This window comes from Chelatococcus albus, from assembly GCF_030067675.1.
Taxonomy (GTDB): domain Bacteria; phylum Pseudomonadota; class Alphaproteobacteria; order Rhizobiales; family Beijerinckiaceae; genus Chelatococcus_A; species Chelatococcus_A albus.
The window spans coordinates 226,145-245,674 of record NZ_JASJEV010000007.1; the positions used below are offsets into that span (position 1 = coordinate 226,145).

At 72.4% G+C, this 19,530-nt stretch carries 13 protein-coding genes; all 13 read right to left on the bottom strand.

The annotated features are described in order from the left end of the window. Positions 1-57: 57 nt before the first annotated feature. Positions 58-1,659 (bottom strand): ABC transporter substrate-binding protein, encoded by a 1,602-nt coding sequence (locus tag QNA08_RS12975; protein ID WP_283741135.1) that lies wholly within the window; start codon positions 1,657-1,659, stop codon positions 58-60. A 391-nt stretch (positions 1,660-2,050) separates the two neighbouring features. Further along, complete coding sequence (locus QNA08_RS12980; protein ID WP_283741136.1) at positions 2,051-6,382, bottom strand: translocation/assembly module TamB domain-containing protein; 4,332 nt, start codon at positions 6,380-6,382, stop codon at positions 2,051-2,053. Then, positions 6,382-8,415 carry an autotransporter assembly complex protein TamA gene (locus tag QNA08_RS12985; RefSeq protein ID WP_283741137.1) on the bottom strand — a complete coding sequence of 678 codons (2,034 nt, stop codon included), beginning with the start codon at positions 8,413-8,415 and terminating at the stop codon, positions 6,382-6,384. Before QNA08_RS12985 ends, QNA08_RS12980 begins: the two co-directional genes overlap by 1 nt. Positions 8,416-8,596: 181 nt before the next feature. After that, a complete protein-coding gene (gene pcaB, locus QNA08_RS12990) occupies positions 8,597-9,964 on the bottom strand; it encodes a 3-carboxy-cis,cis-muconate cycloisomerase (protein ID WP_283741138.1) in 1,368 nt (455 codons plus the stop codon). Between the two features lie 66 nt (positions 9,965-10,030). After that, positions 10,031-10,606, bottom strand: coding sequence for a protocatechuate 3,4-dioxygenase subunit alpha (pcaG, locus tag QNA08_RS12995; protein ID WP_283741139.1), 576 nt, complete (start codon positions 10,604-10,606; stop codon positions 10,031-10,033). Positions 10,607-10,610: 4 nt separating this feature from the next. Further along, a complete protein-coding gene (gene pcaH / locus QNA08_RS13000; RefSeq protein ID WP_283741140.1) occupies positions 10,611-11,309 on the bottom strand; it encodes a protocatechuate 3,4-dioxygenase subunit beta in 699 nt (232 codons plus the stop codon). 55 nt (positions 11,310-11,364) lie between these two features. Next, a complete protein-coding gene (gene pcaF, locus QNA08_RS13005) occupies positions 11,365-12,570 on the bottom strand; it encodes a 3-oxoadipyl-CoA thiolase (protein ID WP_283741141.1) in 1,206 nt (401 codons plus the stop codon). Then, positions 12,570-13,379 carry a CoA-transferase subunit beta gene (locus QNA08_RS13010; RefSeq protein ID WP_283741142.1) on the bottom strand — a complete coding sequence of 270 codons (810 nt, stop codon included), beginning with the start codon at positions 13,377-13,379 and terminating at the stop codon, positions 12,570-12,572. The genes pcaF and QNA08_RS13010 overlap by 1 nt, the downstream gene beginning before the upstream one ends. A gap of 10 nt (positions 13,380-13,389) precedes the next feature. Then, positions 13,390-14,238 (bottom strand): CoA transferase subunit A, encoded by an 849-nt coding sequence (locus QNA08_RS13015; protein WP_283741143.1) that lies wholly within the window; start codon positions 14,236-14,238, stop codon positions 13,390-13,392. Positions 14,239-14,465: 227 nt separating this feature from the next. Then, the gene (locus QNA08_RS13020) at positions 14,466-15,410 is read right to left on the bottom strand and encodes an ABC transporter substrate-binding protein (RefSeq protein WP_283741144.1); all 945 of its coding nucleotides are present in this window, start codon (positions 15,408-15,410) and stop codon (positions 14,466-14,468) included. A 94-nt stretch (positions 15,411-15,504) separates the two neighbouring features. Then, a complete protein-coding gene (locus QNA08_RS13025) occupies positions 15,505-16,554 on the bottom strand; it encodes an ABC transporter permease subunit (RefSeq protein WP_422679914.1) in 1,050 nt (349 codons plus the stop codon). A 66-nt stretch (positions 16,555-16,620) separates the two neighbouring features. Beyond that, positions 16,621-18,168 carry a sugar ABC transporter ATP-binding protein gene (locus QNA08_RS13030; protein WP_283741215.1) on the bottom strand — a complete coding sequence of 516 codons (1,548 nt, stop codon included), beginning with the start codon at positions 18,166-18,168 and terminating at the stop codon, positions 16,621-16,623. Positions 18,169-18,203: 35 nt separating this feature from the next. Continuing rightward, positions 18,204-19,457, bottom strand: a complete 1,254-nt coding sequence (locus QNA08_RS13035; RefSeq protein WP_283741145.1) for an ROK family transcriptional regulator — start codon at positions 19,455-19,457, stop codon at positions 18,204-18,206. Positions 19,458-19,530 lie beyond the last annotated feature (73 nt).

Here is a 19,530-nt window from a genome sequence, read left to right on the forward strand (position 1 = left end):
CAAAGGGCGGCAGGTCGTCGATGCGACCTGCCGCCCGATCTCATGCGACTCTTCCGCTCACTTCACTTCGACACCATAGAAGTCGTGGCGTCCGAGGGGGCTCACCTTGTAGCCCGTCACTTCCTTGCGGATCGGCTCGAAGACGACCGAGTGCGCGATCGTCATCTGCGGCGCCTCGTCGTGGGCGATGGTCTGCATCTCCTCGTAGAGCTTCGTGCGCTCGGCGACGTTCGGGATCTGCTTGGCCTTCACCAGCCGGTCGTCGAAGTTCTTGTCGCACCACTTCGACAGGTTCTGGCCGCCGGCGCGGGCCGCCGAGCAGCCGAGCAGGAAGAAGAAGTTGTCCGGATCGCCGTTGTCGCCGGTCCAGCCCAGCTGGCCGGTGATGTGCTCGCCCTGCTGCAGGCGCTTGCGGTACTCGCCCCATTCATAGGTGACGAGCTTGGCGTTGAGCCCGACCTTGGCAAGGTCGGCCTGCATCATCTCGGCGATGCGCTTGGCGTTGGGGTTGTAGGGCCGCTGCACCGGCATGTACCACAGGTCGATGTCGAGCGGCGTCTGCACGCCGGCTTCCTTCAGGAGCTGCCTGGCCTTCTCGGGGTCGTAGCCGTAGTCCTTCACCTTGTCGTTGTAGGACCAGATGGTCGGCGGGATGAGGTTCTTCGCCGCCTGGCCGGCGCCCTGGTAGACGTCGCGGATGATCGCCGCCTTGTCGATCGCCATGATGTAGGCCTGGCGGACGTGCTTGTCGTCGAAGGGCTTCTTCTGCACGTTGAAGGCGACATAGGCGATGTTGAGCCCCGGCTGGGACAGGAGGTTGATGTCCTTGTCCTCCTTCATCTTGGCAAGGTCGGCCGGGTTCGGGCCGAACATCACCTGGCACTCGCCCTTCTTCAGCTTGGCATAGCGGGCGGTCGCGTCCGGCGTGATGGCATAGACGAGGTCGTCGATCTTGGCCTTGCCTCCCCAGTATTGCGGGAAGGCCTTGAAGCGGATGACGGCGTCCTTCTGATAGGCGACGAACTGGAACGGCCCGGTGCCGACGGGGATCTGGTCGAACTGCTCCGGCTTGCCCTGTTTCATGAGGAAGTCGGCATATTCGGCCGAGTGGATCGTGCCGAGGTCCATCGCGAGATTGGCGATGAAGGGCGCATTCGGCTCGGAGAGGGTCATGCGGATGGTATAGTCATCCACCTTCTCGAGCTTCTGAATGAGCTTCGGCATCTCCATGTCGTTGTAGTAGTCGTACGCCCCGCCCGACACCTTGTGGTAGGGATGCTTGGGGTCTCCCTGGCGGTTGAACGAGAACAATACGTCGTCGGCGTTGAAGTCGCGCGTCGGCTTGAAATTGTTGATGCCGGAGTGAAACTTCACGCCCTTGCGCAGGTGGAAGGTGATGACCTTGCCGTCGTCCGAGATGTCCCATTTCTCGGCGAGGCCGGGAACGACCTTGGTGGTGCCGCGCTCGAACTCGACGAGCTGGTTGAAGACGGGACGGGCGGCGTCGAGGCTCGTGCCCGTGGTGTTGAGCGCCGGCGTGAAGTTCTCGGGGCTCCCTTCCGAACAATAGACGAGCGTCTTTGCCGAAAGCGCGGTGGACGCCAGCACCGCGGCCGCGAAGGATACCGCGGCAACGCTTCCCCTGATTGTGCGAGACATTGTTCAGCCCTCTCTGATGCCAGCACCACTGGCCGCCGGTGTGCCGGAGGGGCCGAGGGTCTGGTCGTTATGCGGCCGGTGACGGCACGCGCTGGCGGCTATCGAAGCAAGTCGCGAGGTGGCTGGCAACTGGCCACATGCCGCGCGGCGGCACGTCGCCGAAAGATGATACCAGTTGGGCGGCAGCCTTTACGGAAAAGGCGAGGCTTTTCGCGCCTCGATAATACCAGATTACCCCCCATGTTCCGCAGAGTTTCGCAGCGTGCGCCGGCACGCGAGGCCTCGCCGCCGGCCGTTCGCCGCCGGAATCGGCCGTTCCCGCCCGCCCCCGAGGACCGGACCGGAGATGGCGACCGGCTTGCGCCCCGTCGCCCCCGCGGGCGGCGCGCCCTCAGTAGTCCCATTCCATGCCGACGCCGACCGCGGTCTTGCCCTCGGCGCCCACCTCGCCCTGCACCTTGATGTTCTTCGTCACGTCGATGTCGACCGTGACCGCGCTCGAACCCGGCGTCGCGCCCTGCTTCACGCCGACGTAGATGTTGTCGTTGATGCGCTTGCCGATGCCGACGGCGACGCCGCCGTTCTCGCTCGCGCCGATGTCGATGGCGTCGATGCCGAGGGAGCGCGACAGGTCGTCGAGGCCCCGGCCGCCGAGGCCGGTGAGCTGCGCCACGGCCTGGGCGAGGCGGATGGTCTGGCTCGCGGTGAGGCTGCCCGAGGGGCGGCCGAAGAGGAGGCGGGCGAGCACCTCGTCCTGCGGCAGTTCGGGTGAGGCGGAGAAGGCGAGCTTCGGCTGCGAGGCGCGCCCGGTGACGGCGACGCGCGCGGTGACGTCGCCCGCCGGCGCCTCGGCGAGGAAGTCGAGCTCGGGATCGACGCCGCCGCCCGGGAAGCCGATGGTGCCGCGCGTGAAGGTGAGCCGCCGGCCGAGCAGCGAGAAGGTGCCGCGGCGCATGTCGAAGGCGCCGCTCACCTGCGGGGCGGCGCTCGTGCCGCCGATGGCGAGGGTGCCGCCGAGCTCCGCGTTGATCCCCTGGCCGCGCACGAAGACGCGCGACGGCGCCGCGACGGTGACGTCGAGCACCGCCACGAGCGCCCCCCCGCCCCGGCTGCGCGCGGCGGCGCGCTTCTGCTCGGCGGCGAGGCGCGCCCTCACCCGCGGCGGCGCGTTGACGTGGCGCACGGCGATCGGCGTTGCGGAAAACGGCAGCCGATCGGGCAGGTTGACGTCGAGGTTCGCGACCTCGATGCGCCCGGCGACCTTCGGCTCCCGGGCGAGCGGCCCGCTCACCGAGAGGTCGAGGCTCGCCGTGGCGTTGGTGATCTCGCTGGCGACGAGCTGGGCATTGGCGGCGCGCAGCGTGATCTGGCCCGGGAAGCCCGCCGCCGGATCGAGCGCGATGCGGCCCGAGCCGCCGATCGTGCCGCCGTTGCGCGTCGCCGCGCTCAGGCTCGCGATGGTGAGGGCCCGCTGCGAGCCCGTCACGGTCGCCTCCACCCTGTCGAGATAGAGGCCGTTGACGACGTCCTCGAAGCGGCCGCCCACGATGCGCAGGCTGCCCTGCGCGGCCGGCGCCGCGGGCGTGCCCCTGAGGCCGAGGTCGATCACCGCCGTGCCCGCCGCGCGCTGGCCGTCGGCCAGGAGATCGTTGAGCGTCGCAAGGTCGAGCCGGCCGGCCACCGCGAGGTCGAGCGCGCCCGTCGTGTCGAGCGGGGCCGAGCCGCGCAGCGTGACGGAGGCATTCAACGCGTCGCGGATCACCGCATCGACGCTCGTGCGGCCGCCGGCGAGCGTGCCGGAGGCCGTGACCGCGAAGGGCCTGAGCCCCGCCCCGCGCAGGGCGGCGGAGGACAGCCCCTCGACGCCAAGGCGATAGCGCCCGTCCGGCCTCGCCGCCTCGCCCGACAGCGACAGTTCGCCCCCGAGCGTCCCCGTAAGGCCGAGGTCCGGCGCGGCGAGATCGGCGAGCGCGAGCGGCAGGGCCTCGGCCTTCGCCCGCAGGTCGAGGCGGCGGCCCGCGACCCCGTCCACCACGAGGCGGCCGCGGCCGGCGCGCAATTCGAGGCCGGCGATCCTCACGCCGCCGTCCGCGACGGTGAGCCGTGCCTCGCGCGCGAGCTCGACCCGGTCTGCGCCGCGCAGGGCGGAGAACGTGCGCAGCGCCACCTCCAGGCCGTCGCCGGCCGGCGCGATGCGCGCCCGCGCGGCGAGGTCGATGCCCTGCGCCACGGCGTCGAGCACGACCTCCGTGCCGCCGGCATCGCCCTTCGCCGTCGCGGCGGCGCGGGGCACGGCGAGGCCGCCGCTCGCGAGACCGGCGAGATCGAGGCGCCCGTCGAGTGTCGGCGTGCCGAGGAGGTCACGCCCCTTCATGTCGACATCGGCCCGGCGCAGCGTCGTGCCGAAGGCGGCGACCCGCTCCGCCGTGCCACGCAGGTCGGCGGCCTGACGGCCGTCGACGACGAAGAGATCCGCCTTGAGGTCGAGCTTGCCGGCGAGCTCGGCAAGCAGCAGGGGGCCCACATCGCCGAGGTCGCCCGCCGCGAGCGACAGGCGGCCCGTCGCACGGCCCTGCGCGTCGAGCGCCGCCTCGGCCGCGAGCGCCACCGAGCCGAGATCGAGGCGCAGGCCCTCGATGCGCGTGCGGCCCGCCGCGTCGCGGGTGAAACGTCCCGCCCCCCGCGCCGGCTTGCCGTCCACCGTGCCGTCGAGCGCGAGCGTGCCGCCCGGCGCGGCAAGCACGTCCTTCACCTCCAGGTCGAGCGTGAGGCGCTCGATCGGTCGGTTCACGGCGCGCGCGTCGGCGAGCACCACCCCGGCCCGGGCGTCGAGCCGGGCGAGGCTTCCGGTCAGCGTGGCCGAGACCTCGCCGCGGCCGGCGAGGCGCGGATCGAGGCGGGCGAGATCCGGCAGGAGGAGCCGCGCGGCGACATTGGCACGGGCGGCCGTGGCCGAGCCGTCGGCGACGAGCCGGGCATGAGCCGCGTCGAGCGTCAGATTGCGGAAGCCGAAGCTGCCGTCCATGGCGCGCTGCAGGCCGCCCGTCAGGCGCAGGCTCGGCCCGGCGAGGCCGTCCACCTGCGCCATCCCCGTCCGCAGATTGTCGACCGAGCCGTCGAGGGTGACGGCGAGGCGACCGAGGTCGGGGGCAAGATCGATGTCGGCGGCGAGCCGGACCTGGCCGGCGAAGGGCCGGTCGGCGAAGGCGCGCAGCGCCGCGAGGTCGGCGCGCTCGACCGTCACCTTGCCCTTGACGCTCCGCGGCCCCGCCGCACCGGCATAGCGGGCGGAGAGTGCCGCAAGCTCGATGCGCGCCTCCGCGATCTCGACCTGACCCGTGCGATCCGCCCTGCCCCGGCCGGAGAGCACGGCGCCGCCGCCGAGGGCCCGTGCGAGCGCCGGATCGCGGCTCGCGAGCCCTTCGGCGCGGCCGTCGAGGACGACGGAGAAGCGGGTGTCCGCGGCCATGAGCGGGCCGTCGCCGCTCGCGCCGAGCGTGAGGGCGAGCCGGTCGACACGCTCGCCGTCGAAGGCGAGACCGCGGGCGCTGGCGACCATCCTGACCGTCGGCGCCTTGGCCGTGCCGCCGGCGCTCAGGTCGACGTCGAGGCTCATCCAGCGCGCGGCGGCAGGCAGGAGCGCGGCAAAGCGATGGGCATCGCCGACCGTCAGCCGCACCTGGCCGGCGAGCGCGCCGCCCGTCCTGTCGTAGCTGCCGGTCGCCGAGACCATGCCGGCCGCCGCCGCGAGCTCGACATGGTCGACGCCCACGCGGCCGTCATCGCCGAAGCTGGCGTCGACGGCGAGCGTCGTCTTGCCGTCGAGGAGCGGCGCCAGGCCCGCCGGCATGGCGCGACCGACGTCGGCCTCCAGCCGGCCGGACAGGCTGCGCGCCGCGCCGACGCGCCGCAGGTCGACGAGCCCCCGCGCCGAGCCCTTGTCGGCAAGGTCGAGGGCAAGGTCGCCGCGCCAGGCGTCGAGCGGCCCGGCGCCGACGACGCTGAGCGTCACCGCCGGCAGGTCGGGCAGGCGCGCGAGGCGGGAGACGAGGCCCCCCGCCGGCTCGCTCGCCGTGACGGCCATGTCGAGATGCTGCGTCTCGGGCGCGAAGCGCAGGCGCGCATCGATCCGGCCCTCCGTGCCGTCGATGCGCGCAAGCGCGAGCTCCGCCGACAGGCCCTCGGACGGATCGAGGAGGCGCGCCGCGCCCTCGAGCGACAGGCGCGCCGGCACGCCGAGGAGCGGCGCGCCGAGGTCGATCTCGGCGATCCCCAGCCGCTTGACCGCGACGCCGAGCGGCAGCCGCGGCAGGCCGGGGGGCCCGCCCGCGGGCCCGGCTTCGGCGCGCGGCGGCCGCGCGACCGACAGGCGCCCCACCTCCACCGCGGCGATGTCGAGGCGCCCGGAAAGGAGGGCGCCGGGATGCCAGGCGAGGCGGGCACGGTCGACCGTGAGCCAGGTGCCTTCGGCGTCCGCGAGCGCGACGTCGCGCAGGGTCATGTCGAAGGGCACCGCCCCTTCGAGGCGCCCGATGCGCAGGCTTGCGCCGGGGCCGCTCGCCAGCCGCTCGACGAGGCGCGCGATCTCGGCGCGGCCGGCGTCCGTGCGGGTGAGCGCAAGGAGCGCCGCCCCCGCGAGCGCGACCAGCGCGACGAGCGTGAGGAGCGCCGCCCGGAAGGGCCTGCGGCGCGGAGGCGGGCGGCGGAGGCGGAGGCGGCGCATCAGAAGGCCTGCCCCAGGCTGATGTAGAGGCCGAAGGACGGATCGCCCTTCTCGCGGTTGAGACCGCGCGCGAGGTCGAGCCGGATCGGTCCGATGGCCGTGTAGTAACGCAGGCCGATGCCGGCGGCGTAGCGGAGGTCGGACTTGAAGTCGGGATAGCTCTCGGCGAAGGCGTTGCCGGCGTCGAAGAAGGGAACGACGCCGATCGTGTCGGTGACCTTGACGCGCAGCTCGGCCGAGGCCGCGAGCAGGCTGCGGCCGCCGATGACGTGGCCGCTCGCGTCCCTGGGGCCGAGGCTCTGGTAGCCGTAGCCGCGCACCGAGCCGCCGCCGCCGGCGAAGAAGCGCCGCGGCGGGGGGATGTCGGCGAGATCGGCGCCGATGAGGCTGCCCATGGCGAGGCGGCCGGCGAGCACGTAGCGCGCCTCGTCGTCGAAGGGCAGATAGGCGGAGACGCTGCCCTTGACGAGCGTCATGTCGAGGGAGGAGCCGAGCGCCGTGAGGAAGGGCTCGACGGTGGCGCTCGCGCGGATGCCGCGGGTCGGGTCGAGCTGGCTGTCGGTCGTGTCGTAGGTGAGCGCGACGGGCAGGCCGACGAGCGTGTACCAGCGCCCGCCCTGGTAGTTCGTGTCGAGCGCCCGCAGGATGCGGGCCCGTTCGTGGTCGATGCCGATCTCGCCCGCCAGATGCTCGTCGAAGCGGTGCTTCAGCCCGGCCGCGCCGAGGAAGCCCTGGCGCGAATAGGTCTCGGTGATCTCGCGCAGGAAGGCGGGCTGCACGACGAGGTCGGTCCCCGGGCCGATGATGCCGGGCTTCACGAAGGTGGCGCCGAGGCGATAGCCGACCTGGTCGAGCGTATCGAGCTTCTTGAGCTGGTTGCGGCCGCTGATGTCGGTGCCCGACACCTGCGCATCAAGGCGCAGGCGCTCGGCGCCGCCGAAGAGATTGCGGTGGCCCCAGTAGGCGTTCACCGCCGGGCCGTCGGTCGTCGAATATCTGGCGCCGAAGCCGACGAAGCGCGGCGGGCGCTCCTTGACCTCGATGTCGACAGGCACCTCGCCGCGCTCCTTGAAGCGGTCGTCCTCGCGCAGGCGGATCGACTCGAAGACGTCGTATTTCTGCAGATCGCGGCGCAGCCGGGCGATGGGCTCGGGCGAGAAGACGTCGCCCGGCTTCCAGGGCACGCGCTCGGCGAGGAACTCGGGCCGGAGCCGCTCGGTGCCGCTCACGCCGACGGCGCCGAAGCGGGCCTCTCGGCCGGGCGCGATGCGGAAGGTGACGTCGAGCGTCTTCGTCGCGTGGTCGGCCACGGCGTCGCGCCCCGGCACGGCGGCGAAGGCATGGCCGCGCGTGCGCCAGAGATCGACGAGGGCCTTCTCGGCGGCGAAGACGGTGGCGCTCAGGGCCGGCGCCCCGGGCGCGATGCCGAGCCGCTTCCAGTCCTCGGGCGGCGGCAGCGGCTTGCCCGTGCGGGCGTCGACGACGGCGAGCCGGCCGAAGGTGAACTGCGCGCCGGGCGTGATCGACACGCGCACGGGCACCGGCCCCTTGCGGCGCGCGGCCTCGGCCCGCGCGATCGCCGCCCCGGAGGCCGGGTCGATGCCGGCGACCGCGATGGCCATGGCCGGCTCGTAGTAGCCCAGGGCCGACAGTGCGCCGTAGAGCCGGTCGCGGTCGGCGAGCGCGCGGCGCACGAGGCCCGCGCCGCCCGACGGGGCGTCCTTCCTGAGCCGCGCCAGATTGGACACGTCCTCGAGCTTGCGGGCGAGGTCCCGGTCGCCGCCCGCCACCTCGAAGGTGAGATCGTAGGGCGTGGCGTCCGGCGCGGGGAGCGTCTCCTCGCCGTTGGTCCGGCGGCCGAACAGGCGCTCCCAGAACGAGGGCTCCTCGGCAGGGGCGGCCTGGACAGGGGCGGCTTGGGCGAAGGCGAGCGGCGCCCCCAGGCCGAGCGCGGTCACGACGCCGATGGCGGCACCGCCCCTGCGAAGGATCTGCGAGACGCGCGCGCCCCGATCATGAACCCGACGAACCACCAATCCCGACCGGCCTGAAGGATGCAACCACGAGGTCAGCGCGATGCGCGAGGATCTCGCACATGCCTGCCAACCCGCCCCAATGATAAGGCGAAATTGGGGCGCCGTGGTTAACTGGTACCGGCGACACCGGCCGGTTCAAGGGCTTGCGGCAGCGGTGTTCGAGGCCGCCCGCGGCCCGTCAACCACGATTCCACAGGCTCGCGGCGGCACGGTAGCGGGCGAGTGCCTCGGCGACGAATCGGCCCGCGCTGCCCAGATAGCCGGCGGGATCGAACAGGGGGCCGATCGCCCCGGCGTCGAGATGGGCCCGCACGCGCGGATCGGCCGCAGCGACCTCGGCAAGGCCGCGCCGCCCTGCCACCGCCTCCTTCACCAGGGTCTCGGCGAGGTGATGGGCTTCGCTGCGGCCGAGGGCGGGCGCAAGCGCCGTCATCAGGCGCTCGGCGAAGACGAGGCCGTCGAGTGCGGCGATATTGGCGCCGATCCGCGCCTCGTCAACGACGAGCCCCTCCGCCACCTCGACCATGGCCACGAGCGCCGCATGGGTCGCGGCAAAGAGCGCGGCGATGGTCGGCGCCTCCGCCTGCCAGCCGCCGACGGCTCGCTCGTGCTCCTGCACCATGCCGGCGAGCACGGTGGCCACGAGGCCGGGCGTGCGCGCCGCGGCGGCGAGCGCGATCATCGAGGCGGTGGGATTTCTCTTGTGCGGCATGGTGGAGGAGCCGCCCCGCCCGGCCCCGCCGGGCTCGCGCGCCTCCCCCACCTCGAACTGCATGAGAAGCGAGACGTCGCGCGCCATCTTGGCCGTCGCGCCGGTCAGGATGCCGAGCGCCGCCGCGAGCCCCGCCACGCCGTCGCGGCGCGTGTGCCAGGGCATGGCCGGAAGGGCGAGGCCGAGGCGCGCGGCCATCCGCGCCGCCACTTCCGGGCCCGCCTCGCCCATGACGGCGAGCGTGCCGGTGGCGCCGCCGAGCTGGAGCTCGAGCGCCCCCGCCTTCTCGGCCTCCAGCCGCTCCAGCGCCTCGACGACACCGAGGAGCCAGTTCGCCGCCTTCAGGCCGAAGGTGACGGGCGGGCCCGGCTGCATGAGCGTGCGGCCGAGCATGGGCGTCGCAGCCTGGCGCCCGGCCAGCGCCGCGAGGCCGTCGGCGAGGCGGCGGCCGTCTCGCCCGATCAGCGCGAGGCCCTCGCGCATCTGCAGCGCCGTGGCGGTGTCGACCACGTCCTGGCTCGTCGCGCCATAGTGCACCCAGGCGGCCGCCGCCGCATCGGCGGCGGCGACGCGGGCGGTGAGCCGCCTGACGAAGGGGATGGGAAAGGCCCCCGCGCGCCGGCCCTCGCGGGCAAGGGCCGCGGCATCGAAGCCGTCGGCATCGGCCGCCGCGCGGATGGCGGCCGCCGCGGCCGCCGGAACGAGGCCGAGCTCGGCCTGCGCCTCCGCCAGCGCCACCTCGAAGGCGAGCGCGGCCGCGATGAAGGCATGGTCGCCGAAGACCTCCTCCATCTCGTCGGTGGTGCCCAATGCGCCCGCGATCAACCCCGCCATGCGGCGCCCCCCTCACCGTCCCGTCTCATCGCCCGGCCGCGTCCGCCGCCGGGCAGGGCCTGCCCCTCACGCCTCGAAGAAGACGGTCTCGCCCTCGCCCTGCAGCACGATATCCCAGGTGTAGCGGCCCTCGCCGGCCTTGCGGGCGACGAGGGTGGCGCGGCGCTCGGCGGGCACGAGGGCGAGGACGGGATCGGCCGCATTCGCCGCCTCGCCGTCGAAGTAGAGGCGCGTGTGCAGGCGCTTCAGGACGCCGCGGGCGAAGACGCCGACGCTGATGTGCGGCGCCTGGGCCGCGCCGTCGGGGCCCGGCACCGGGCCGGGCTTGATCGTCTCGAAGAAGAAGGCGCCGTCGGCGCCGGTGGCGGCGCGGCCGAAGCCGACGAAGTCGCTGTTCGGCCGGCGCTCGTCCGCCGGGTGGGCGTAGCGCCCCTCGGCATCCGCCTGCCAGATCTCGATCATGGCGTCGGGCACGGGCGCGCCGTCACCGTCGCGCACGCGGCCCTCGATGCGGATGCGCTCGCCCGTCGTGGAGGGCGTCACGAGATTGCCCGTGACGAACTCGACGCGGCCGTAGTCGCGCGGCGTCAGTGCGTAGGCGAAGTAGGGGCCGACGGTCTGCGAAGGGGTCAGGTCCGCCATGGGGTCACGCCTCCATCGGGGTCGCGTTGCGGCCGCGCAGCACGATGTCGAACCGGTAGCCGAGCGCCCATTCGGGCTTCGTCGTGTCGAGGTCGAAGCGCGAGATCAGCCGCTCGCGCGCCTTCGGGTCGGGGATGGACTGGAAGATCGGGTCGTAGGCGAAGAGCGGGTCGCCCGGGAAATACATCTGCGTGACGAGCCGCGACAGGAAGGAGTGGCCGAAGAGCGAGAAATGGATATGCGCCGGCCGCCAGGCATTGGGGTGGTTGCGCCAGGGATAGGCGCCCGGCTTGACGGTGACGAAGCGGTAGCGCCCTTCGGCGTCCGTCACGCAGCGGCCGGCGCCGGTGAAGTTCGGGTCGAGGGGCGCATCGTGCTGGTCGACCTTGTGGATGTAGCGCCCGGCGGCATTCGCCTGCCAGATCTCGATCAGCGTATCGGGCACCGGGCGGCCGTCCTCGTCGAGCACGCGCCCGGAGACGATGATGCGCTCGCCCAGGGGCTCGCCGGCGTGCTGGCGCGTGAGGTCAGCGTCGTCCGCCCCCACCGTCTCGTGGCCGTAGACGGGCCCGGTCAGCTCGGAGAGCGTGTGCGGAATGATGACGAGCGGCTTCTGCGGCGCGCGCTTCAGCGTGCCGACATAGTCCGCGTGCAGATAGGGCGGATGAGCCTTCAGGCCCTCCCTCGGATAGACAAGACTCATCGGGTTTCCTCCTGGCCTTGTTGCATGGGCGACCCGCCCTGCCGCGGGTCCCGCCTCAGTTCACGCGCTCGACGGCGAGGCTCACCCCCTGTCCGACGCCGACGCACAGGGTGGCGAGGCCGCGCCGCCCGCCCGTCTCGGCGAGGTGGCGCGCCAGCGTCAGCGCCAGCCGCGCCCCCGACATGCCGAGGGGATGGCCGAGCGCGATGGCGCCGCCGTTCGGATTGATGTGCGCGCCGTCGTCCGGCAGGCCGAGGCCGCGCAGCACGGCGAGCGCCTGCGAGGCGAAGGCCTCGTTGAGCTCGACCGCATCGAAGTCCGACACCTTCCAGCCCAGGCGCCCGCACAGCTTCTGCGTGGCCGGGATCGGGCCGATGCCCATGATGCGCGGCTGAACCCCCGCCGTCGCCATGCCGACCACCCGGACGAGCGGGGTGAGGCCGTGCTTCTCCACCGCCTCGGCCGAGGCGACGATCAGCGCCGCCGCGCCGTCGTTGACGCCCGAGGCATTGCCCGCCGTCACCGTGCCCGGCTGGCGCACGAAGGGCTTCAGCTTGGCGAGGCCATCGAGCGTCGTGTCGTGGCGGGGATGCTCGTCCTTGTCGACGACGACGGGGCCGGCCTTGCCCCCCGGCACCATGACCGGCACGATCTCGCCGGCGTGGAAGCCGCGTTCGGCGGCCGCCTTGACGCGCATCTGCGAGCGATAGGCGAAGGCGTCCTGGTCCTCGCGCGTCACCTGGAACTCGTCGGCGACGTTCTCGCCCGTCTCGGGCATCGAGTCGATGCCGTACTGCGCCTTCATCAGCGGATTGACGAAGCGCCAGCCGATCGTCGTGTCGTGCAGCTCGGCGGAGCGCTGGAAGGCGCTCTCGGCCTTGCCCATGACGAGGGGGGCGCGGGTCATGCTCTCGACGCCGCCGGCGATGGCGAGCTCGATCTCGCCGGAGCGGATGGCGCGCGCGGCCGTGCCCACCGCATCGAGCCCGGAGGCACAGAGGCGATTGATGGTGGTGCCCGGCACGGTCTCGGGGAAACCGGCGAGCAGCAGCGCCATGCGCGCCACGTCGCGGTTGTCCTCGCCCGCCTGGTTGGCGCAGCCGAGGAAGACCTCCTCGACATGGTCGGCGAGGCCCGGGTGGCGCGCGGCGAGCGCCTTCAGCGGCACGGCCGCGAGATCGTCGGCGCGCACCCTGGCGAGCGCCCCGCCGTAGCGCCCGATCGGCGTGCGCACGCCGTCGCAGATGAAGACATCGCGCATCACTTTCCTCCCGTCCGCGCCGCCGCCTGCTCGCCCGCCGTGCCCTCGCCCGCGTGGGCGCGCCGCGTGCGCTCCTGCAGGTCGCGCAGCACCGCGAGCTCCCGCTCGGTGGGCGCCGGCGTCTCGGCCACCGTCCCGGCGAAGCGGATCGGCCAGCCCGTGTTCTCGACGATCTTATCGCGGGTCACGCCCGGATGGATGGAGACCACGGTGAGTTCCTTCGTCACCGGGTCGGGCTCCATGACGCACAGGTCGGTGATGACCTTGGTCGGCCCCCTGGTCCTGACGCCGAGGCGCTCGCGGTGGTCGCCGCCCTCGCCGTGGCCCATGGAGGTGACGAAGTCGAGCCTGTCGACGAAGCCGCGCCTGCCCTGCGCCATGATGATGAAGATCTGGCCGCAGTGGGTCGCGATCTCCGGCGCGCCGCCGCCGCCCGGCAGGCGCACCCTGGGGCTGTCGTAGGGGCCCACGACGGTGGTGTTGAGATTGGCGAAGCGGTCGATCTGGGCGCCGCCGAGGAAGCCGAGCGTGATGCGTCCGCCCTGCAGCCAGTAACGGAACATCTCCGGCACAGAGACGGTGGTGAGCGCCGTCTCGCACAATTCGCCGTCGCCGATGGACAGCGGCAGCACGTTCGGCCGCGTGGCGATGGTGCCGCTCTCGTAGATGAGGGTGATGTCGGGCGCGTGCGTCAGGCGCGCGAGGTTGCAGGCGGCGGAGGGTGCTCCGATGCCGACGAAGCAGACATCGTCATTGGTGAGGGCGCGCGCGGCGGCGACCGTCATCATCTCGTTCGCGGTATAGGTCATCGCGCGCTCCTCAGGCCGCCTTGCGGGCGTGGACGGCGAAGGCGTCCGGCCCCTTGGCGAGCACATGTTCCTTCATCCAGGCGAGGAAGGTGTCTCGCTCGCGCGCGATCCCGTCCCATGCCTGGTAGAAGGCGTTGTCACGCTTGTAATAGCCGTGCGCGTAGGAGGGATGGGCCCCGCCCGGCACGACCGCGATCGCCGTCACCGTCCAGGCCGGGAGGATGACGGCGTTGGGCGAGCGCGGCCCGAAGTCGTCGACGATCTCCTCCACAGTCACCACGGCACGCCTGGCGGCGAGCACGGCCTCCTTCTGCACGCCGACGATGCCCTCGAGCAGCACGTTGCCGGCGCGGTCGGCGCGCAGGGCGTGGATCACCGTGACGTCGGGGCGGATGGCCGGCACGGTGGCCAGCACCTCGCCCGTGTAGGGGCAGGTGACGGAGCGGATGCCGGGATTGACCTTGGGCAGGTCCGCCCCCTTGTAGCCGCGGAAGACGGCGAAGGGCAGGTTCGCCGCGCCGGCCTCGTAGGCGTTGGCCATGGCGGCGTGGGAATGCTCCTCGATGGCGAGCCGGTTCGGCCAGCCGTTCTCCACTGCGTCGCGCAGGCGGTGCAGCGAGCCGACGCCGGGATTGCCGCCCCAGGAGAAGACGAGCCTGTCGGCGCAGCCCATGCCGATGAGCTGGTCGTAGATGAGGTCGGGCGTCATGCGCACCAGCGTCAGGTGCCGGCGCCCCTGCCGGATGATCTCGTGCCCCGCCGCATGCGGAATGAGATGCGTGAACCCTTCCATCGCGACGGTGTCGCCGTCGCGAACGGTCTCCCCGATCGCCGCTGCGAGCGGCAGCACCCTGGCCATGGCGTCTCTCGCCTCCCGGTCTGGCGGGGCGGCCCGCCTGCCGGCGGGGATGCCCGTCGTTGAATTGTTGTGCGCATATCGCACAACATGTCGTATTTCGGCCAGAATAGGAGGCGCGCATGCGGCCGTCAATCGGCGCATGCCCGTCGCGGGGGCCGCGGCGGGGCGCCGAAATGCAAACGGCGCCGGACGGGCCGGCGCCGTTTCCCTGGCCGAGGGGCCGCGGCTCAGCGCGGCGAGGACCAGCCCTTGTACTCGTTGACGTTGTCGCGCGTGACGAGCTTCGAGGGCATGAGCGTCACGGTCTCGGCCGGCTTCTTGCCGTTCATGGCCTCGACGCCGAGCTTCACGGCGAGCTGGGCCATGGCGTAGGGGTCCTGGCTGGCGGACGCCTGGATGGCGGGGCTCGCCGGGTCCTTCAGCGCCGCCTCGATGTCGGGGGCGCCGTCCACCGCCGTGATGACGATGCCGTTGCGGTTGAGCTGCTTGGCGGCGAGATCGGTGCCGATGGCCTGGGGATCGTTGATGGCGAAGACGGCGTCGATCTTCGGGTAGCGCGTCAGGTGGCCCTGCATGACGTTGAGGCCGCCGTCGCGCGAGCCCTTGCCGTCCTGGTCGGAGGACAGGACCTTGATGCCGGGGTTCTTGGCGAAGACGCTCTTGCAGCCGTTGACGCGGTCGACGACGGCCGAGACCTGGGGGCCGTTCTGGATGATGACGTCGCCCTTGCCGCCGAGCTTGTCGACGATGTACTGGCAGGCGATCTCGCCGGCCTGGACATTGTTGGTGGTGACGGTGAGGTCGGCGCCCTTGGCCGCCGTGTCCACGGCCACGACCAGGATGCCGGCGGCCTGCGCCTTCCTGATCGCCGGCTCGAGGGCGTTCACGTCGCCGGGGTTGAGCAGGATCATGTCCACGCCCGCGGCGATGAAGTTGTCGATCTGCGTGAACTGCTTGCCGAGGTCGTAGTCGTAGCCGACGGTCGTGATCTTGACGTTCGGGTTCGTCTTCCTGGCCTCCGCCTCCGCCCCCTTGGCAAGAGCGACGAAGAAGGGATTGCCGAGCGAGCCGAGCGAGATGCCGATCGACTTGAGCTCCTTGGCGGACGCCGCTCCGGCGCCGAGCGCGAGGGCGACGGCGGCGGCGGTCAGGGCGAGCGTGCTGGTGGGCATCCTGCGGCGATGGTTCCTCACGGTTTCCTCCACTTGTCCCGATATGCGCCGGCCTGCGGGTTGGTCCCGCGCCGGCCCCGTCCCGCGCGGCCGGTCAGGTCCGCGCCGAGCCCTTGAGGCGGTAGCGGTCGAGCGCCACGGCGCCGATGATGACGAAGCCCTTGATGATGTACTGCCAGATGTCGGACACCCCGACGAGGATGAGGCCGTTCGACAGGACGGCGATGATGAGGGCGCCGACGAGCGTGCCCCAGATGGAGCCGATGCCGCCGACGAAGCTCGTGCCGCCGAGGATGACCGCGGCGATGGCGTCGAGCTCGTAGGACTGGCCGAGCTGCAGGCCGTTGGCCGCGTAGAGGCGCGCCGCCGACATGGCCCCGCCGAGCCCCGAGAACAGGCCCGATGCCCCGTAGACGAAGAGGAGCACGGCCCACACCTTGATGCCCGAGAGCCTTGCGGCGTCCGCATTGCCACCCACCGCATAGATGTGCACGCCGAGCACCGTGCGGCGCAGGACGAACCAGCAGGCGATCACGACGGCGAGCGCGATGACGACGAGCCACGGCACGCCGAGGAGCGTGCCGTTGCCGATGAAGGCGAAGGGCAATTGCGGGTTGAACACCGTCTTGTCGTCGCCGAGGAGGCGCGCGAGGCCGCGGACCGCCGTGAGCGAGCCGAGCGTGACGATGAAGGGCGGCAGGCGCACGAAGGCGATGAGCGCGCCGTTGACGAGGCCGAGCGCGAGCCCCATGGCGAGCGCCGCCGGAATGCCGAGCATGCCCCAGTCCGGGATCTTCGAGGCGATGACGGCGACCATGGCGGAGGCCGCCAGGATCGAGCCGACCGACAGGTCGATGCCGCCGGTGAGGATGACGAAGGTCATGCCGGCGGCGAGCACGATGTTGATCGCCGCCTGCTGCGCCACGATGGACAGGTTCTGCCAGCTCATGAAGCGGCCCTCCGCCCAGGCGCCGGCGAAGCTGCCCGTCTGGGCGTAGCCGCTCAGGAACTGGAACAGGATGGCGATGAGGATCAGCACCGGCAGCATGCCGAGCGCCTGCACGAAGGCGCGCATGGCGAGGCGGCGGCGCATCTCCTCGCTGGCGAAGCCGGCGATCGCGGTGTCGGATGGGCTCGTGGTCATCACAGGGTCCCGTCGCTGATCAGGCTGTCGGAGGACCGCGCCGGGCCGGGCGCGATCCGCGAGCATTCAATGGAGGAGAGCGGGGTCACCCGTAAGGCCCGCCGCCGCGGCCGCCCCCGGGCGATCGACGGCGCCGGTGGCGATGGCGCCGATCGTCTCCTGGCTGATGGGCGGATGGCCGTGGCCTCCGACCTCGCCGGCGATGACGCCCTCGCGCATGACGAGCACGCGGTCGCAGATGCCGACGATCTCGGGCAATTCGCTCGAAATGACGATGACGCCGCCGCCCGCCTTCGCCACGTCGTCGATGAGGCGGTAGATCTCGGACCTGGCGCCGATGTCGACGCCGCGCGTCGGCTCGTCGAGGATGAGCACGCGCGGCCTGGTCTCCAGGAGGCGGGCGAGCAGCACCTTCTGCTGGTTGCCGCCGGACAGCGCGCCCACGCTCACCTGGTCGGTCGGCACGCGGATGCCGAGGTTCTTCACCGCGGCAGCGGCGCGCCGGCGCGCGGCGCGGCGGTCGAGGAGGCCGCCGATGCGGCTGTCGCGGCCGATGACGCCGAGGTTGACGTTCTCCCGCACCGTCATGTCGAGGAAGAGGCCGAGCTGCTTGCGGTCCTCGGTGAGATAGACGATGCCCGCCTCGATCGCCTCGCCCGGGTGCGTCGCCTTCACCGGCCGGCCGTCGAGCGTGATCGTGCCGGTCGTGCGCGGGTCGGCGCCGTAGATCAGGCGCGCGAGCTCCGTGCGCCCGGCGCCGACGAGGCCGGCGAGGCCGAGCACCTCGCCCTCGTGCAGGTCGAGGGAGCAGGGGCCGATGCGGCTGCCGTCGCCGACATCGCGCACCGAGAAGATCACCGGCCCGCGGCTGCCGTGGGCGTCGTGCTCCTTCTTGTAGAAGGTCGACAGGTCGCGGCCCACCATCATGCGGACGAGCTTCTCGGCGGAGAGCTCCGCGCGGTCGAGGGAGCCGACGTGGGTCCCGTCGCGCAGCACGCTGACACGGTCGGCGAGCTCGTAGATCTCGGCCATGCGGTGGCTGATGTAGACGATGGCGAGGCCCTCGGCGCGGAGCTGGCGCACGATGTCGAAGAGGCGCTCCGTCTCGCGCGAGGAGAGCGAGGTGGTCGGCTCGTCCATGACGAGGATGCGCGAGCGGGCGACGAGGGCACGGCCGATCTCGACGAGCTGGCGCTCGGCCATGGTCAGTTCCGCGACCCGCGTCGCCGGCGAGAAGTGCACGCCGAGGCGCTGCAGGACCGGCGCGCACAGCGCGTTCATGGAGCGGCGGTCGACGAAGCTGAGGCGGGCGTGCTCGCGCCCGAGCAGCATGTTCTCCGCCACCGTCAGGTTCGGCGAGAGCGACAGCTCCTGGTAGATGATGGAGACACCGAGCCGGCGCGCGGTGAGCGGCCCGTCGATGTGCACGGTCTCGCCGCCGATGCGGATCTCCCCGCCGGGGTCCGCCTGGTAGGCGCCGGAGAGGATCTTCATGAGCGTCGACTTGCCGGCGCCGTTCTCGCCCATGAGCGCATGAACCTCGCCCGGATAGACGCGCAGCGCCACGTTCGAGAGCGCCTTGACCCCGGGAAAGGTCTTGGAGATCGCGCGCATCTCGAGAATGGGCGCGGCGAGCGGCGTGATCGTGCTCACGGCTGAACCTCCAGGAACATGTCGCCGAAACTGTCGCCGACCTGGCCGGTGAGGACCCGGTGCATGGGGCTGAAGCTCAGGTGCAGCGGCAGGCTCGCCGCGCCGATGGCGGCTGCGTCACAGCCGAGCGAGCCGCGCAGCAGCTCCGGCGCCTTGCGCGACTCGGCCACGGCCGCCTGCGCAGCGCGCGCCACCTCGCCGATGAGGGCGTCGAGCGCCGCCTCCGGCAGGTCGCCGTCGAGCACCACGGTCGAGACATCGAGCAGGTGGCACGAGGCGAGCAGCGGCGCGACGACGGCGTCGGCGGCGTCGCCGCACCATTCGGCGAAGGCCTCGGGACGCGCCGCGATGGCGCGCGCGAGATCCTCGCGGGCGGCGACCGGCGTGCCGCAATGGGCGAGATGGCGCCTGAGCCCGCCGAGCGAGGCGCGCGTGAGCAGCGGCACGTAGTCGTCGCGCGTGCGCGGCACGGAGGGCAGGCGCGACGGGCGCACCGGCATGACGCCGATGTCGCCGGCATTGCCGTTGCGGCCGCGCAGGTAGTCGCCCTCGAGCACGACGCCGCCGCCGAGGGCCGGCCCGATGAAGACATAGATGAAATCGTCGATCTCGCGGCCGCGGCCGTGGTTCAGTTCGCCGACGGCGGCGGCGCTGCCGTCGTTCTCGACGAGGACGCGCAGGCCCGTCGCCGCCGCGAGCGCCGCCTGCACGTCGAAGCTGTCCCACATGCGGTACTTGTCGGCGGTGAGGCCGAGCTCGACGAGCCAGCTCCCCAGATTGTAGGGCATGGCGACGCCGATGCCCTTGAGGCGCTCGACGCCGGGCCGGCCGAGCTCGCGGCGGAAAGCCGCGACGTCGGCCGCGATGCGCACCACCGCATCCTGCGGGTCCGGCAGGCCGTCGTGCACGACGCGCCCGAGGAGGCTGCCGCAGATGTCGACGAGCACGGTCTCGACGAGGTCGCGGTCGATGCGCACGCCGATGGCGTAGGCGCCCTGCGGATTGAGCTCGAGCATGGTCGCCGGCTGGCCGCGCCCGCCGTAGCGCTTGCCGGTGGAGCGCACGAAGCCGGCCGCCTCGAGCTCGCGCACGATCATGCCGGCGGCATTGCTGGTGAGGCCGGCGAGACGGGCGAGATCGGCCTTCGACGCGCGGCCGTGCCGGCGCAGCGCGGTCAGGATGACGCGCTCGTTGAACTCCCGCACGAGGACGGAGTTCGACCCGTGGCGCTGACCGCGCTCCTTGAGCACACCCACCTCCCCGGAGCAGGATCGGGCCCGGGCGCCGTCTCGCCCCCCGTCCCGCCTCTTCTTGCGCGCGAGG